This is a genomic window from Streptomyces iranensis (assembly GCF_017874715.1).
GTDB lineage: Bacteria > Actinomycetota > Actinomycetes > Streptomycetales > Streptomycetaceae > Streptomyces > Streptomyces iranensis.
In genome coordinates this window covers 21,975-37,801 of sequence record NZ_JAGGLR010000001.1, presented here as the reverse complement: position 1 = coordinate 37,801, position 15,827 = coordinate 21,975, and the positions used below count along the sequence as shown (strand labels likewise).

Below are 15,827 nucleotides of genomic sequence, written 5' to 3'. Positions count from 1 at the left end.
TCCGGTGCGCGACGGCGGCGGCCGGTGCGCGTGGTGGACGCGCACCGGCCGCCGCTTCCTCGCGGTTGCGGGGCCCCGCGGCGGGGCTCCCGTCGTGAGCCGGGCGGACTACAACCCGCGCACCTGGGCGATCTTCCGCCCGGCCTTGAGGTAGACCGCGCCGGAGGCCCCCGTGAGCCCGGCGGACGCCAGCGTCTCCGTGACCACCTCGGCCAGCGGGCGCACCGCCTGGGCCTCGGGCAGCACCACCGACTCCTGGCCGCCCTCGGTCTCGATCACCAGCCGCAGACCGTTCTGCTTGGCGACCCGGCGGGCGGCCGAGGCGCTGGGCTGGAACTCCAGCACCTTGCTCAGCACGGTCGCGATGGACTCCGTGCCGTGCTCCCCGGCGTCGACCACCGGCGTCTCGACGTCGGTGAAGCTCTTCTTGGAGAACTGGGCGACGAAGCCCGCACGGGCCGCCATCGCCTTCTCGAGGCCGTACAGCGCCGCCACCACCTCGCCCGCCAGGACCTTCTTCAGATCCATCGGGTGCAGCGACCGCTTCTCGACCCGGGCGATCGCGGCGGCGATCTCCGTGTCCGTCCACTCGGTCCATGCCTCCAGGTACGGCTTCATCAGCCGGTCCGGAATCGACATGATCTTGCCGAAGACATCGTCAGCGGTCGCGGAGAGCGCCACATAGTTGCCCTTGGACTTGGACATCTTGGCGCCGGTGCCATCCGTGCCCTCGATCAGCGGCATCGTGACCACCAACTGCGGCCGCTGCCCGCGCAGCTCCATCAGCTTGCGGCCCATCTGCAGATTGAGCAGCTGATCCGCGCCGCCCAGCTCCACATCGCACTCCAGGGCCACCGAGTCGAGGGCCTGCGCGATCGGGTAGAGCAGCTCGGACATGGTCAGCCCGGAGCCGTCGGCCAGCCGGTTGCGGAAGTCCTCGCGCTGCAGCAGCTGGGAGACCGGCACCTGGGAGAGCAGCCCCAGCAGCTCAGGGAAGGTGTACGGCGCCAGCCACTCGCTGTTCTGCCGGAAGTTGACCTGTCCGAAGTCGAAGAACGGCCGGACCTGGTCCTGGTAGCCCGCGAGGTTCCGGGCGATGTCCTCGTCGGTCAGCGGCGGGCGCTCCGCCGTACGGCCCGACGGGTCACCGATCTTGGCCGTGAAGTCGCCGATCAGCAGCGTGACGTCATGCCCCATGCGCTGGAAGCGGCTGAGGATGATCATCGGCACCACATGGCCGAGGTGCACATCGGCGGCCGTCGGGTCGATGCCCAGCTTGATGGCCAGGCCCTGGCCGGCGCCGCGGCGCTCCTCGATCCGCTTGGCCAGCTCCGCCACGCCGGGCAGGATCTCGACCGTACGGGACGCGATCAGCTCGGCCTGCTCCGTCGGCGAGAGGTCCGTCAGGTCGATATAGCGCCGCGAGCCCGTCTCCTCGAGCAGCCGCTCGACGGTCTTGTCGGAGGAGAGCTCCTGGCTGAGGAGCTCGCTGGCGCGGGCGACGGATTCGCCGAGGCGTGTCATGGCGTTCCTGGGGATAGACGAAACGGAAATGGACGGATCCGAAACGGTCGCTTCGGATGGGCGTGGACCAGTCTATTCGGCTCCTCACACCCCCTTGCTGACCGAGCTCATATTGAAGTCCGGAATGCGCAGCGGCGGCACCGCGGCGCGGTTGAAGTAGTCACTCCACTCCCGTGCCAGCGTCCGCTCGGTGCGGCCCGCCTCGGTGGCGCGGGCGAGCAGATCCACCGGCGACTCGTTGAACCGGAAGTTGTTCACCTCGCCGACCACCTCGCCGTTCTCCACGAGATACACGCCGTCCCTGGTCAGCCCGGTGAGCAGCAGCGTGGCCGGGTCGACCTCGCGGATGTACCACAGGCAGGTCAGCAGCAGCCCCCGCTCGGTCGACGCGACCATCTCCGCCAGCGAGCGGGTGCCGCCCGCGTCCACGATGAGGTTGTCGACCGCGGGGGCGAGCGGCAGCCCGGTGAGGGCGGATGTGTGCCGGGTGGTGATCAGCTGCTGGAGCACCCCGTCACGGACCCAGTCGGTGGCGGACAGCGGCAGACCGTTGTCGAAGACCGACGCGTCGTCCCCGGACGAGTGCGCGATCACGAACGGCGCCGCCTCAAGACCCGGCTCGGCCGGGTCGCTGCGCAGCGTGAAGGGCAGCTCGGACAGCTTCTCGCCGATCCGGGTGCCACCGCCCGGCTTGCCGAAGACCGTGCGGCCCTCCACCGCGTCCCGGGCCGAGGACGACCACAGCTGGTCGATCAGCAGATCGGCCACCGCGCTCGGGGGCAGCAGCGTCTCGTAGCGGCCCGCCGGCAGCTCCACCTTCCGCTCGGCCCAGGCCAGCCGCCGGGCGAGCTCGGCGTCGATCGCGGCCGGGTCCACATCGGTGAAGTCCCGGGTGGCCCGCCCGGCCCAGGCCGAACGCGTCCGGTCCGGTGACTTGGCGTTGACCTCGAGCGTGCCGGTGGGCTGGTCATGGCGCAGCCGCAGCCCGGTGGAGCTGCCGAGATAGCTGGAGACCAGCTCATGGTGGGCGAATCCATACAGCTCCCGGCCGCCCGCGCGGGCCCGGGAGAAGGACTCGCCGAGGGCGGGCGCGAAGCCCGCGAACACCTCGGAGGAGGTCACGGCGGGGGAGTCGGTGAAGCCGGGGGAGACCGCCGCGCCTGTTTCCCGATCCACCAGCGGCTGGGCGTCCTCGGCCGGCTCCGCCTCCCGCGCGGCCGCCTCGGCGGCCCGGACCAGCGGCTCCAGCTCCTCGGCGGTGACCGCGGACCGGGACACCACGCCCGAGGCGGTGCCCTGCCCGCCGTTCACGGTGGCCACGACGGTCAGGGTTCGGCCGCGGGTGACGCCGTTGGTCGTCAGGGCGTTGCCCGCCCAGCGCAGATTGGCGGTCGAGGTCTCGTTGGCGATCACCACACAGCCGTCCGCGCGGGACAGCTCCAGGGCGCGCTCGACGATCTCATGGGGCTGCACGCTCATCGTCCGGCCTCCTGGGTGGTATTGAGGATGTTGACGCCGCGGAACAGCGCCGACGGGCAGCCGTGCGAGACCGCCGCGATCTGCCCGGGTTGGGCCTTGCCGCAGTTGAAGGCGCCGCCCAGGACATACGTCCGCGGGCCGCCCACGGCCGTCATCGAACCCCAGAAGTCGGTGGTGGTGGCCTGGTAGGCGAAGTCGCGCACCTGCCCGGCCAGAGCGCCGTTCCTGATGCGATACGCCCTCTGCGCCGTGAACTGGAAGTTGTACCGCTGCATATCGATCGACCAGGAGCGGTCGCCGACCAGGTACAGACCGTTCTCGACGTCCCCGATCAGCTCCTCCGTGGCGGGGCCGCCGGGGGCGGGCTGCAGCGATACGTTGGCCATCCGCTGTACCGGCACATGGCCCGGCGAATCGGCGAAGGCGCAGCCGTTCGACCGCTCGAAGCCGGTCAGCCGGGCGATCCGGCGGTCCAGCTGATAGCCGACGAGCGTGCCGCCCTTCACCAGGTCCCAGGACTGGGCGGCCACGCCTTCGTCGTCGTAGCCGATGGTGGCCAGCCCGTGCTCGGCGGTCCGGTCCCCGGTCACATTCATGACCTCGGAGCCGTACTTCAACTTTCCGAGCTGGTCGAACGTGGCGAAGGAGGTCCCCGCGTACGCCGCCTCGTAACCGAGCGCGCGGTCCAGTTCGGTGGCGTGGCCGATCGACTCGTGAATGGTCAGCCACAGATTGGACGGGTCCACCACCAGGTCGTACGACCCGGCCTCCACGGATGGCGCGCGCATCTTCTCGGCCAGCAGCTCCGGGATCTCCGCCAGCTCCGCGTCCCAGTCCCAACCGCCCGCGCCGGGCCCGCCGGTCAGATACTCCCAGCCGCGCCCGACCGGCGGGGCCAGGGTGCGCATCGAGTCGAACTCGCCGCTCGCCGGATCCACGGCCACGGCCGTGAGCTGCGGATGGAGTCGCACCCGCTGCTGGGTGGTCACGGTGCCCGCCGTGTCCGCGTAGAACTTGTTCTCCTGCACGGTCAGCAGCGACGCGTCCGCGTGCGCGACCCCATCGGCCGCGAGCAGCCGCCGGCTCCACTCGGCGAGCAGTCCGGTCTTGTCGGAGTCGGCCACATCGAACGGGTTGACCTCATACGACGAAACCCAGGTCCTGTCGGCATGCACCGGCTCGGCCGCCAACTCCACCCGCTCATCGGACCCCGCCGCCTCGATCACCTTGGCCGAAAGCTTCGCCATCGCCACCGCCTGCGAGGCCACCCGCGCGGCGGCGTCCATGCTCAGATCCACCCCCGACGCGAACCCCCACGCCCCGCCGTGCACCACCCGCACCGCATACCCCAGATCGGTGGTATCGGATGCCCCCGACGGCCTGCCATCCCGCAACCGCCAGGCGGCACCCCGCACCCGCTCCAACCGAAAGTCGGCATGCTCGGCCCCGAGCGCGCGGGCCCGCGCGAGCGCCGCGTCCGCGAGCGCCCTGAGCGGCAGCGCGAGGAAGGACGGATCAATCTCGTGCGTCACGGGCGGCTCCTCTTCGTCGGTGTACGTCGCGTGGTGTCCGTCGGCAGTGAACCATGCGGCTGGGGGGTGGGGCGCGGTGATTGCCGTCGCGCTCCGCGCGGCGGAAGGACAACGGCCGCCCCGGTTGCCCAGGGCGGCCGAACGGGTGGTTACCGGCCGAACTCTCCCGCCCTCAGACGGCCGATGAACGCGTCCCACTGGCGTATGGAGAAGCCGAGTCGTGCTCCGTGGCGGTTCTTGGAGTCCCGTACGTGGACGGTGTCGGCGGTGGCGGCCACCTCGACGCACATGCCGCCCTCACCGCTGCTGTAACTGCTCTTGAACCACGACAGTCCGATGTCGTTGTTGTTCACGTTTCTCCCCGCAGTTTCTCGATGAAAGCCAGTGACTCCCGTGGAGTGAGAGCCTGGGCTCTGATGATCCCGTAGCGCTGTTCCAGCGTGCGGACCGCTTTGCGATCCGTCAGCAATCTGCCGATGTCCTGGACCTCTACGTAGGCCATCATCTGGCGCCCCTTGGGCTCCAGCAAGGCAAACGGGCCGCCAGCTCCGGCGTGCTCTTCCAGCCCCGTCGGCATGACTTGAAGATCTACATTTCGCATCCGGCCGATGTGCAGCAGATGTTCCAACTGCGCGCGCATCACCGGTGTTCCGCCGCATGGTCGGCGCAACACCGCCTCCTCGGTCACGAAGCTCATGATGGGCGGGGGTTGCCTAGTGATGAGTTCCTGCCGGGCCAACCGGGCGGTGACCCGCTGCTCGATGGTCTCCTCGCCCAGCATCGGGCGTTGCATCGTGAAGACAGCGCGGGCGTAATCGCCGGTCTGGAGTAACCCGTTAATCACCTGGTTCTCGTACGCGTGGAATTCAACCGCCTGCGCCTCCAGCCGTGCCGCGCCCCGGAAGAACGCCGGGAGCTGTACGTTGGCGACTTCCTCCCTGGCGGCCCGCAGCACCCCGAACGCCTCCAGCGCCTCGTCCGCCGCGTCCAGGAAGTCCGGCTGTGGCACCCGGCGTCCCTGCTCGACCGAGGAGACCTGCTCCTCGCTGTACCCGATCGCCTCACCCAACTGTGCTTGCGTGAGCCCTGCCCGTTCGCGGAAGAGCTTCACCTGCCTGCCGATGCACTTGACGATGTCACCCGCCATGACCCACCCACCTCCTTGCGCGAGAACGCCCCGCTTCCCCTCGGCGTCACGGCGGTCCTCCCGTACGGACACCGACCGTTCCCGTACCGCGACCCTGCGTACCCGCTGCCTGTCTGGTCAGGTTAGGCGCGCTTCGCCACGCTCGGTGACGTGAATGGCGAAAATTCCCCTAGCGGTACATTCGAGATGTTCTTCACCTCTTCCCGGCACGGTGCCCGGCTCGCCCGGCGCATCGTCGTCCGCAGACTGGAGGAGTGGGGCATCCCCCGTGACAGTGACGCCTCGCAGAGCCTCGCGCTGATCGCGGGGGAACTCGCGGCGAACGCCGTGAGCCATGGGCACGTGCCTGGTCGCCGCTTTCATCTGCGGCTCAGCGTTCAGCCGCCGCCCGATCCCGACGGCCGTCGGGCCCCCGTCTCGGCCCGTATCGAGGTGTCCGACGCCCGCGACGAGCGGCGCCCCGTGGTCCGTGAGCACGGTGACGACGACGCGGAGGGAGGACGCGGGCTGCTGCTCGTGGACGCGCTGGCCTCGAAATGGGGGGTGGCCGAGCGGGGCGTCGGCAAGACGGTGTGGTGCGAATACGCTCTCGCGTCCGAGGAGGACCGGTCGCGGCAGGTCACGGGAGACACCGGAGCCAAAGACGCGCGTTGATGGGGGCAGGGACGAGCAGGTTAGCCGTGATGAAGGAGCGTGGGCGGTTGAGTACGGACGTCTACGGGAAATCGCGGAGCGGCTCGCCGAGCATGCCCCGGACCCGTTCAATGGGACGGCAAATCGCAGTTGTAAACGCCTTGGATTCTGCGTTCCGAACTTCAGTCCTCGAAAGTGGGCCTTAGATAGACTGATTTAACTCCTTGCGTCGATCCGCCTAGTACAATTCCCTCGGCAATTTCGACGTGCCACTCGGCGTCACCGAGATCCTTTGGGCTCGTCACGAACCAGCCAGTGGATCGGTCGTATCGTCGATCCCAGTGCCGAGCCGGGATTGACAGAGAGACACCCTCTTCGAATGGTTCACTTGGCTGCAAAACGACCATTCCAGGTCGCGCTTCGGGGGTATTGATATTCTCGTTGCGCCAGCTAGTGTAGGGCTCGTATCCCCATACGTAGAGAGCTCGGCCGGTTTGTACGCTGACCTCGATCTGAAGGGTGTCAATCGATACGCTGGTAAACCCCCTGCCGCCCTCGTCTGCAGCGAGACGTTGGGCATCTTTGCTCCGGAAACGGAAGCCGTACTCTGACCTGCTGTACAGAAGCTCACCCGGCAGGGGTTCGGAAGGTTTCCACAGCGTCTTGATTCTCATCACTCTCTCGTGAAGTTGAAATGCAGGATGGTGTTGGTGTTCGTGTCAATCACCAGTTCCCATTTTCCCTCTCGGCCGTGGAAACTGCCGGGAGTGTCCCACCGAACCGCTCCTTCAGCGCCGCGGGGATCGGTGTAGGGCTCGCTTCCCTCCATCACTTCCCGAACCGTCAGGGATGAATCTGTGAACGGACGAGATCGGACGAATGCTCTGCCGCCGTCCTTGTCGTTCTTTATCTCGTGGACGTCCTCAAGGTGACGTTCCACTGTGCGCGTCATTTTGAGGCTATCAACATCGATCTTACTTGCGTCTTCGCAGGCATTGAGCCCTAGCGGGTCCGTCCAGCGGTGAGGGCTGCGGACGTAGCTGTAGTGATTGGGGGCTGGTTCGAGCCCCAGAGGATCCGGTGAGGCGTAGCGCGCCGTTTCCGGGTCGTAGTGGCGGAAGTAGTTGTAGTGGAGGCCGGTTTCCGCGTCCGCGTATTGGCCGGGGAACCGGAGGGGGCAGTCGGCTGAGCCGGGTGGGGCGGGGAGCGGGGTGCCCCAGAGGGTGGTGCGGTGTTGCCAGGCCAATTCCCCGTCGGGGGTGACCAGTTCGGTGGGGGTGCCGACCAGGTCGGTGACGATGGCGTGGAAGCGGGCGTCGTATTCCGATTGCGGGGTCGTGTCGGTCAAGCGGCGGAGGACAGGGGATGCTTCCGCCGCTGGCTCACGCGATGTGTGGCGCTCGGTTTGGGTCAGGGGGCGGTGGGTGCCTGGGGTGTAGTCCCAGGTCAGAGTCGTGCCTTCGGTCGTCGTCTGTTCGGCCAGGCGCGTACCGTCCCAGGTGAAGTTCACCGATTCGGCAATCGTGCCGTCCTCCGCCAGCCGATGCTTCGTGGTGCGGCGGCCCAACGGGTCGTACGTGTAGTGCCAGCGCTCGCCGTCCGGGGTGGTCGCGTCCGTCAGGCGGTCCTCGGGGCTCCAGGTGTAGGTCCAGGTGCGGGTCTGGCCGTTGAGGAGTTTGCGGGTGCGGCGGACGAGGCGGCCCTGGGCGTCGTGTTCGTAGATCGTGCGGCCCGCGCGGTGGATGACCGTGCCGGTGAACTCGCAGTCCCCGGGGGACGCGTGGCCCGGGGCCGTGGCGTGCGTCAGGTTGCCCGCCGCGTCGTAGGCGTAGGTCTCGGTCCAGCCGTGGGCGTGGACCGCCGTCACGCGGCCGACCGGGTCCAGGTCGAAGCGGCGGGTGCCGGACGTCAGCTCGCGGATTTCGGTGAGGTGGTCGTCCGGGCGGTACACGTACGTCCGGTGCTGCAACAGCTCAGCCGCACCGGAAGCGTGGGTGAGGGACTGTGTCGTCAGGCGGTCCAGGGCGTCCCACGCCTGGGTCAGGGTCACGTCGTCGCCGAAGGTGCGTGCCGTCTCCCGGCCCGCCGCGTCGTACGCGAAGTGCAGGGAGTTGTCCGCCGTGGTGAGGGTCGTCGGGCGGCCTGTCGCGTCGTAGGCCCAGGTCGAGCGCAGGCCGCTCGGGGTGATCCGCTCGGTGCGGTTGCCCGCCGCGTCGTACGCGTACGACGTCGTACGGCCGCCGGTCGCCTCAATCAGGACCCGGCCCCGTGCGTCATACGTGCGGCTCAGCTCCGTGTCCGGGTTCGCCGCCCGGGTCAGGCGGCTGGCCGCGTCGTACCCGAACGTCGTCTCCGTGCCGTCCGCCGTGCGCGTGGCGACCGTGCGGCCCAGCGCGTCGCGCGTGTAGGCCAGGGTTTCGCCCGCGCCGTTCTCCCGGGATATCAGGCGGCCCGCCGCATCGTGCTGGTAGCTGAGAGTGCGGCCGTTGAAGTCCGTTTCCGAGACGACCCGACCCGCCCCGTCGTACGTGTACGTCCACGTCCGGCCCTGCGGGTTCGTGACCCCGGTCAGGCGCAGCTCGGTGTCGTATGTGAAGGCATAGTGGGCGCCGTCGGGGTCGGTGCGGGTGGCGGGGAGGTCGAAGTGGGTGTGGGTGTAGGTGGTGGTGTGGCCCGCGGCGTTGGTGTGGGTGACGAGATTGCCCTCGCCGTCCCACTCCCAGGTTTCGCGGGTGCCGTCGGGGTTCTCGCGCCAGGCGGGCTTGCCCTCGATGGTCCAGCCGTGGCGGGTGGTGTGGCCAAGGGGATCGGTGAGTGCGGTGAGGCGCCCGTGAGGGCCGCGCTGGATGTGGGTGGTGTGGCCGAGTGGGTCGGTGAGGGCGGTCGGGAGGCCGGCCGGGTTCGGCGTGACGGTCGTCGTGTGCCCCAGCGGGTCGGTGATCCCGGTGAGGTGTCCCGCGTCGTTGTAGGCGTAGCGGGTTACCGCGCCTGTGGGGTCCGTGGTGGAGGTGCGGTTGCCCCGGTCGTCATAGACGTGGCGCCACACGCCGCCGTTCGGGTCGCGGATCTCCAGGGGGAGGCAGTCGTCGTCGTGGACGGCGGTGAGGGCGGTGCCGTCCGCGCGTTCGATCCGGGTGGGATTGCCGAGGTCGTCGTAGGTGTAACGGGTGGTGTGGCCCAGGGGGTCGGTGACGGTCACGGGACGGCGGTTGGTCTCGTCCCACTCGGTTCGGGTGGTGTGACCGAGGTTGTCCGTCTCCGAGACGATCTTGTACGCCTCGTTGTAGACGTACACCGACTCGTGGCCAAGGGAGTCGGTGAAGCGGGTGGTGCGCGCTGCCTCGTCGTAGCGGAAGCGTCCCGAGAAGGTGCCGTCGGGGCCGACGGTGCGCAGGACCCGCCCTCGGTGGTCGTAGACGTAGCCGAACGCGGTGCCGTTACGGTCCTCCCAAGCGGTGATGCGGTGCTGGTCGTCGTAGCGGAAGCGGAGCGGGTCGCCCGTGGAATTGATGATCTGGGCGAGATTGCCCGCCTCATCGTAGGCGTATGAGACGAGCGTGGTACTGCGCTGCCCGTCCTGGCCGTGCAGCAGACGAAGGCCGGTGATGCGCAGCAGCCCGGGATCGGTGTCCACGGCTATGCGATAGCCGCCCGAGTGCGCGACCTCTTGCGGGGCGCCCTTCGCGTCGTAGCCGAAGGTGATGCGGTTGCCCGCCCGGTCGGTGATCGCTGAGAGGGCCAGCTCCGATCCGCCGGTGGGCAGCGGGGCGAAGTGCAGCGTGCGGTTGCGCTCCGGGGCGCTGATCGTCATGGTGCTGTCCGGCTTGCCGTCCCAGGACAGCGGCCAGCGGGGTCCGCTGGTGGGGAGGGTGGGCACGTCGGGTTCGGGGACGGGGTAGGTCAGCACCATGCCGTCGTCGGCGATGTAGACGACGCCCTTGTCGTCCAGCTCCAGCCGTTGGTCCAGCGTCCCGGCCCAGGTGGGGCCGAACCAGCCGCCGCACGGATGCCCCGATATGTAGTGCCGCTCCAGCACGAGCGGGAGGGCACCTGGCAGTTCGACGTCCGTCGCCGAGGTGAACATCTCCCCTGTGGCGGCGTCCACCGGCTCGTTGAGGCCACACTTCTCGCCTTTGCACTTGTCGTGCTTGTTCGGCTCGCCGTCCGCGCGTTCGCGCCCGCTGCCGTCCCGGCGCAGTGCCCGCTCGCGGCCGGCCAGTCGCTTGGCGGCGTCCTTGGCGGCAGAGGCGCCCTTGCGCGCGACGGACCCGCCGCCGGTGGCCAGTGCGAGCAGCAAGTCGGGGGTGAGCTGGCCGGCCGCGCGGGCGGGATTGCGCTGCCATTCGTCCCAGTTGACGGCGGCTTTGGCGAACTCCTTGGGGTGTTCCTGCGCGTAGACGACGCCGTCGGCCATTCCGGCAAGTTGCATGGACCAGCCGCCGAAACCGTCCTCGACCAGGTATTCGCCATGCTTGTACAAGCCGCGCAGGGTGTCCCAGGATCCGTAGAGGAAGTCCTGTCCCTTACTCTGGACACGCGCCCATCCCTTGGGCGCGTCAGGGGCCCTGTCCGCCGCCGCCTCCAGCTTCTTCTTGGAGGTCTCGACGACGCCTTGAAGTTCCTTCTCCAGGATGTCCAGACGGCGATAGCAGTCCTGAAGCGCGGTGGAACCGGGATCTTCGTTTGGTGGCTTGTCCGGAAGGTCGTCGTCCTTGCGGTCCACGGCCGCGTCGTATTTCTCAACCTGATCGGCGTGCTTTTTGGACGCGGCACGGGCGGCGTCCGCATCCGCGATGATCGGCTTGAGCCGCTTATGGACGGACCGCAGCTTGTCGGCATAGGCGTCCAGGGCACTGGCCGCGGACTTGAAGTACTTGCGTGCCGCCTTCAGCTCCCTCGGAAGCGCTTTGACGGCGCCCTCAAAGCCCTCGGCGGCTTCGCCCGTCCACGGCATACGCACGAGGGCAGCCAGCTTGTCGTTGCCGTCACCGAACGCTTCCGCATAGGCACGGAGCTTGACGACCAGGTCATCGATCTTGCCGGGGCTGCCGATGATGACATCGCTGGGCTTGGCGTGCGGCGGTATGCGCTCGGTGGCACCGGGTCCGGCCCCCTCCGTTGCGTCCTTCGAGGTCATGCGATGGGGCCCCGATTGTCATCGCTCTCCCAATCGATGACATGGTCCTTCCCGAGGCGGCGGATCCGAGGGGCCTTCTCCGGCCTCGGCTCTTCGTCCCACTGCTCCTGAAGGCTCTTCGGAGCGGGGTCGAATTTCCCCCGGTGCCCTTCCTTCCAGACCTGCAGACCGTGGTCGCCTACCGGAAGTTTGGCCATGTTGTCCTCGGTCGGGGAGAAGTCCTTGATGCGCAGCAAGTCGGCCATGAGGTAGGCGGAGAGTACCTGCCGCAACGTCTCAAGGATCTCGTCAGCGTGCTGGGCGATACGGCCCATACCGTAGCCCCACTTGGAGAGCATGTCCTTGGCGGGCTTCTCGATATCGATCGTGGCCGCGAGGTCGATATCCCCGGCCATCGTCTTCCAGTCGTCCTTAATCCTGCGGGCCGCTACGACGGACTCCTCCAGCGGCTTCATGACCTTGCGGACCCCGGATATCTCCACCGCGTAACCCGCACCCGGCGCCGGGCCAGTCCCACCGGGCGTGCCCTTGCCGCTTCCGTCTTCCCCCGCCACGTCTACTCCCCCCGGGTCTCGGCTGTCTCATGTGCCGCTCCAGCGGCATCCGCCGACGCATCGGCCATTACCGCGTCCAGCACGAACGGACGCGGACCCAGCGGATCGACCAGCGCCCTCACCCCCTCCGGCAGCTGCTCCATCAGGTCCTCGGCGGTGGTGGATGCCCACTCACACGTCCCCGCGAACAGGGCAAGCCCCTCCCAGGAAGTGAAGACCGCCACCACCGGTCCCTCCACCGTCTCCGAGACGAAGAAGCCGGGTTGCTCGGGCCGCCGGAAATACAGCCGTGCGGAACGCAGTTGCGCGAGGCGCTCCGCTGGAGTCATATGCGCGAGGGCCTCTTGGCGTACCAGGTCACGCAGCGACATGCCATCCCCCTTCCCATCACGCCACCGTACGCACGACAGCAAGCGTGCTGGCACAGCCATGGCGACCTTTTCGGCCAACACCCCGGAACGCCGCTACATGACAATATTCAGCAACGAGGCGCAGTTGCCGGTGAGGTGGGGTTCCAGGCTTCGGGCCGGTGGCGAGGTCCGGCGTGGTTTCGGTGACGCGGACGACGGTTTGGGCGTGCCTTCCGCAGCGCCGCCCACTTCTCCCGCTCCGGCATCCGCGCGGCGGTCTCCTGGCGGACGAGCTCCGCCAGCGTCGTCCTGCCGCCCTGACCAGGCGGTCTGCTGTCCCCTTCGCCAAACATGCGGGCTATCTTCGCACAGGTGACTGACACCAGTGGTGACCGCCGCGCGACGCGGCGTGATGAAAAGCGGCCGCCCCGGATGTCCGGGGCGGCACGTACGCGGCACGTACATCGGGGGCGTTCCGCGTGGGGTCAGGGCCGCACGTTCAGCCCGGAGTCACCCCGCTCCGCCGAGCCACTTCAGCCCGTCCAGCAGGAACCGGTTCTGTGTCTCGCTCGCGAAGGTGGACGACAGGGGGGTGTTGTGCTCGTAGTCCATCGCGTTGTGCCCGAAGTTGGCGTACAGCATCTTGTACTTGCTGTTCGTCCACAGGATCGGGTAGTAGCCGTCGTACCAGGTCTGGTTGGGATCGGTGCCGAGCGGGAAGCTGCTCGGGTCGACGGAGGCCAGGATCTTGATGTCCGGGTTCTGCCGCAGATCCTTCGACCAGCTGTACCACTCGCTGACCGACGAGGTGAAGGTGGCGGGCAGGGCCTTGGTGGACGGGTGGGTCCGGTCCTCGACCCGCAGGGTGGCCGTGGTCGGTCCCCAGGTGTTGGACTTGAAGTTGCCGCTGCCGAGGAACTCATCGTGGTACCAGGGCCAGCTCTGCGCCTCGGTGGTGAAGGCCGCCACGTGGAATCCCATCCAGGCGCCGCCCGCGCGCATATAGCGCTCGAATCCAGCCCGTTGGGCGGCGGTCTGCGGCAGGTCGTCGAGGAACAGCACCACCTGGTAGTCGTCGGTCCCGATGTCGTTGAGCTGATTCCAGTCGTTGCTCGCCGTATAGGTGAAACCGTTCTGCTCGGCCTGGATCGGGAACCAGTCGTTCGCCTCGTGGACGAAGTTGATGTGGGCGGCGTCCCACGTCCCGTTGTAGAGGGCCAACACCTTGAATGGCGCGGCCGCGTCGCGGGCCGTCGCATGGACCGGAGTGACCGCCAGTCCCAGCAGCGTTGCCAGCAATATCAGCAGCCGTATGACCACGGACGGCGTCCTGGACGATCTGATGTCTCCGCTCTTCTGCATGTGCGCTCCTCGCTGTACGGATGATGCCGCTGTCACGGGTGGGGGATCAGGACATTGACGGCGAACGCCGACACGGCTGCGGAGCGGGTCGTTCACCACCGCAGAGGCACGGCCCTTCGCAGATGGGCGAGGTGAACTTAAAGGTCTGAACCAAGGGCGTCAAGAGATCCGCCACGCGAGAGGGGCTCGGGCCCGGAAGTACAAGATCGGCAGGGCCTACCGGTTTTGGCCGCGGCTGGCTATCCCTGGAAGGGCGGTTCCGCTCAGGGCCGCATTCCGGAAGGAGCCCAGTCATGGACGACTGGTACGTGGACGACCGCTGTACCAACTGCGATGTCGCCCGGCAGTTAGCGCCCGAGCTGATCAGCGAGGTCGGCGGGCGGTCGGAGGTCGTGCGTCAGCCGCGCGACGAGGCGGAGGCGCGGCGCCTGCATGCCGCCGTGTTCGCCTGCCCCACCCGCTCGATCCGCCCGGCGTCCGGGCAGCCGGACCGGGCGCTCGACCCGTTCCCCATGGCCCTGGACGACGGTGTACTGATCTGCGGCCACAACTCCCAGCACACCGCCGGGGCCAACTCCTATCTGCTGCCGCGGCCGTCCGGCACGGCGATGATGATCGACACACCGCGCTGGAGCCGGGAGCTGGCCGGGCGTTACGCGGCGTCGGGCCCCGTCACCGATGTGCTGCTGACCCACCGCGACCACGCCGCACACGGCCGTCGCTACGCCGATCACTTCGGCGCCCGGCTGTGGATCCACGAGGGCGACCTGGACGCGGCGCCCGACGCGGACCAGGTGATCCGCGGCCTGGAGCCCGTGGAGATCGGCCCGGGGGTCACCGCCCATCCGCTGCCGGGTCACACCGTGGGCAGCGTGCTCTACCTCGCGGACGACCGGTACTGCTTCAGCGGTGACAGCGTCTACTGGTCGCGCGCGCTCGGAGATCTGGCCGTGGCGGAGAGCGTGACCTGGCACTCCATCGAGGAGCTGGCCGTCTCACTGGCGAGGGTGGCCGGACGGCTGCGTTTCGAGTGGATCCTGCCGGGCCACGGGGACCGGTGCCATCTGGACGCCGACGAGATGTCCCGGCGGTTGCGGGCGCTGGCGGAGCGCACGGGGTTGCTGCGGCCCCGGCCGATCGATTTCACGGCCGTCCGGTGGTGAGGGAGCGGCCGGGCTGGGGAGAGGCCCGGGTTGGGGAGAGGCCGGGACAGAGCCCGGCGGAGGTCGGGTGACCACTGCGTTTCTGTAGGAAGTCGACAGGGAGGGACACCCGCCCCTGTGGGTGCCCGATTCCTCCTCGAGGGCCTGGGACCGATAGTTTGCGGGGGTAGGGGTCGGCACGCGCTGTGACGTCCCGCAGGAACAATCGACAGAGATCGACAAGAGAAGGTGGTCCCTTGAGCCGCTCGGTTCTCGTCACCGGAGGCAACCGCGGCATCGGCCTCGCCATCGCCCGTGCCTTCGCGGACGCTGGCGACAAGGTCGCCATCACCTACCGGTCCGGTGAGCCGCCGGCCGGCTTCCTCGCGGTCAAGTGCGACATCACCGAGCCGGAGCAGGTCGAGCAGGCGTACAAGGAGATCGAGGAGAAGCACGGCACGGTCGAGGTCCTGGTGGCCAACGCCGGGGTCACCCGCGACCAGCTGCTGATGCGGATGACCGAGGAGGACTTCGCCGCCGTCCTCGAGACCAACCTCACCGGCACGTTCCGCGTGGTCAAGCGGGCCAACCGGGGGATGCTGCGGGCCCGTAAGGGGCGCGTGGTGCTGATCTCGTCGGTCGTCGGGCTGATGGGTTCGGCCGGTCAGGCGAACTACGCCGCGTCCAAGGCGGGCCTGGTGGGCTTCGCCCGTTCCCTCGCCCGCGAGCTGGGCTCGCGCAACATCACCGTCAATGTGGTCGCGCCCGGTTTCGTCGACACGGACATGACGCGCGCGCTCAACGACGATCAGCGCGAGAACATCGTGAAGCAGGTACCGCTCGCGCGTTACGCGCAGCCCGAGGAGATCGCCGCCTCGGTCCGCTTCCTGGCCTCCGACGAGGCCGCGTACATCACTGGAGCCGTCATCCCTGTCGACGGCGGATTGGGCATGGGTCACTGAACGTC

At 68.5% G+C, this 15,827-nt stretch carries 11 protein-coding genes and 1 pseudogene; 3 read left to right on the top strand and 9 right to left on the bottom strand.

Annotation, left to right across the window (positions count from 1 at the left end; all coding sequences use genetic code 11):
* Positions 1-108: 108 nt before the first annotated feature.
* The 5 genes from tyrS to J2Z30_RS00155 form a co-directional block, all read right to left on the bottom strand.
* On the bottom strand, positions 109-1,524 hold the full coding sequence (gene tyrS / locus J2Z30_RS00175) for a tyrosine--tRNA ligase (protein WP_044577395.1): 1,416 nt from the start codon (positions 1,522-1,524) through the stop codon (positions 109-111).
* Between the two features lie 84 nt (positions 1,525-1,608).
* Positions 1,609-3,003 (bottom strand): metallopeptidase TldD-related protein, encoded by a 1,395-nt coding sequence (locus J2Z30_RS00170; protein ID WP_044577396.1) that lies wholly within the window; start codon positions 3,001-3,003, stop codon positions 1,609-1,611.
* Positions 3,000-4,535 carry a TldD/PmbA family protein gene (locus tag J2Z30_RS00165; RefSeq protein WP_044577398.1) on the bottom strand — a complete coding sequence of 512 codons (1,536 nt, stop codon included), beginning with the start codon at positions 4,533-4,535 and terminating at the stop codon, positions 3,000-3,002. Before J2Z30_RS00165 ends, J2Z30_RS00170 begins: the two co-directional genes overlap by 4 nt.
* A 149-nt stretch (positions 4,536-4,684) precedes the next feature.
* On the bottom strand, positions 4,685-4,888 hold the full coding sequence (locus tag J2Z30_RS00160) for a DUF397 domain-containing protein (protein ID WP_044577401.1): 204 nt from the start codon (positions 4,886-4,888) through the stop codon (positions 4,685-4,687).
* Positions 4,885-5,682, bottom strand: coding sequence for a helix-turn-helix domain-containing protein (locus tag J2Z30_RS00155; RefSeq protein ID WP_209468488.1), 798 nt, complete (start codon positions 5,680-5,682; stop codon positions 4,885-4,887). The genes J2Z30_RS00160 and J2Z30_RS00155 overlap by 4 nt, the downstream gene beginning before the upstream one ends.
* Positions 5,683-5,868: 186 nt before the next feature.
* Between J2Z30_RS00155 and J2Z30_RS00150 the strand changes: the two genes are divergently transcribed.
* A complete protein-coding gene (locus J2Z30_RS00150) occupies positions 5,869-6,336 on the top strand; it encodes an ATP-binding protein (RefSeq protein WP_078956969.1) in 468 nt (155 codons plus the stop codon).
* A gap of 652 nt (positions 6,337-6,988) precedes the next feature.
* Here J2Z30_RS00150 and J2Z30_RS00145 read toward each other — a convergent pair.
* The 4 genes and pseudogenes from J2Z30_RS00145 to J2Z30_RS00130 form a co-directional block, all read right to left on the bottom strand.
* Positions 6,989-11,452: a DUF6531 domain-containing protein gene (locus J2Z30_RS00145; protein WP_078956970.1), complete on the bottom strand. Its 4,464-nt coding sequence runs from the start codon at positions 11,450-11,452 to the stop codon at positions 6,989-6,991.
* Complete coding sequence (locus J2Z30_RS00140; RefSeq protein WP_044577407.1) at positions 11,449-12,006, bottom strand: hypothetical protein; 558 nt, start codon at positions 12,004-12,006, stop codon at positions 11,449-11,451. The genes J2Z30_RS00145 and J2Z30_RS00140 overlap by 4 nt, the downstream gene beginning before the upstream one ends.
* A gap of 2 nt (positions 12,007-12,008) precedes the next feature.
* A complete protein-coding gene (locus J2Z30_RS00135; protein ID WP_044577411.1) occupies positions 12,009-12,377 on the bottom strand; it encodes a hypothetical protein in 369 nt (122 codons plus the stop codon).
* A gap of 495 nt (positions 12,378-12,872) precedes the next feature.
* Positions 12,873-13,718: pseudogene (locus J2Z30_RS00130) on the bottom strand (ThuA domain-containing protein); the annotation flags it as partial.
* A gap of 293 nt (positions 13,719-14,011) precedes the next feature.
* On the opposite strand from J2Z30_RS00130, the gene J2Z30_RS00125 reads away from it, so the two are divergent.
* Both J2Z30_RS00125 and fabG read left to right on the top strand, forming a co-directional pair.
* Entirely contained in the window at positions 14,012-14,881 is an 870-nt protein-coding gene (locus tag J2Z30_RS00125; RefSeq protein ID WP_044577416.1) for a 4Fe-4S domain-containing protein, read from the top strand.
* A gap of 236 nt (positions 14,882-15,117) precedes the next feature.
* The gene (fabG, locus tag J2Z30_RS00120; RefSeq protein WP_037963432.1) at positions 15,118-15,822 is read left to right on the top strand and encodes a 3-oxoacyl-[acyl-carrier-protein] reductase; all 705 of its coding nucleotides are present in this window, start codon (positions 15,118-15,120) and stop codon (positions 15,820-15,822) included.
* Positions 15,823-15,827: the final 5 nt, after the last annotated feature.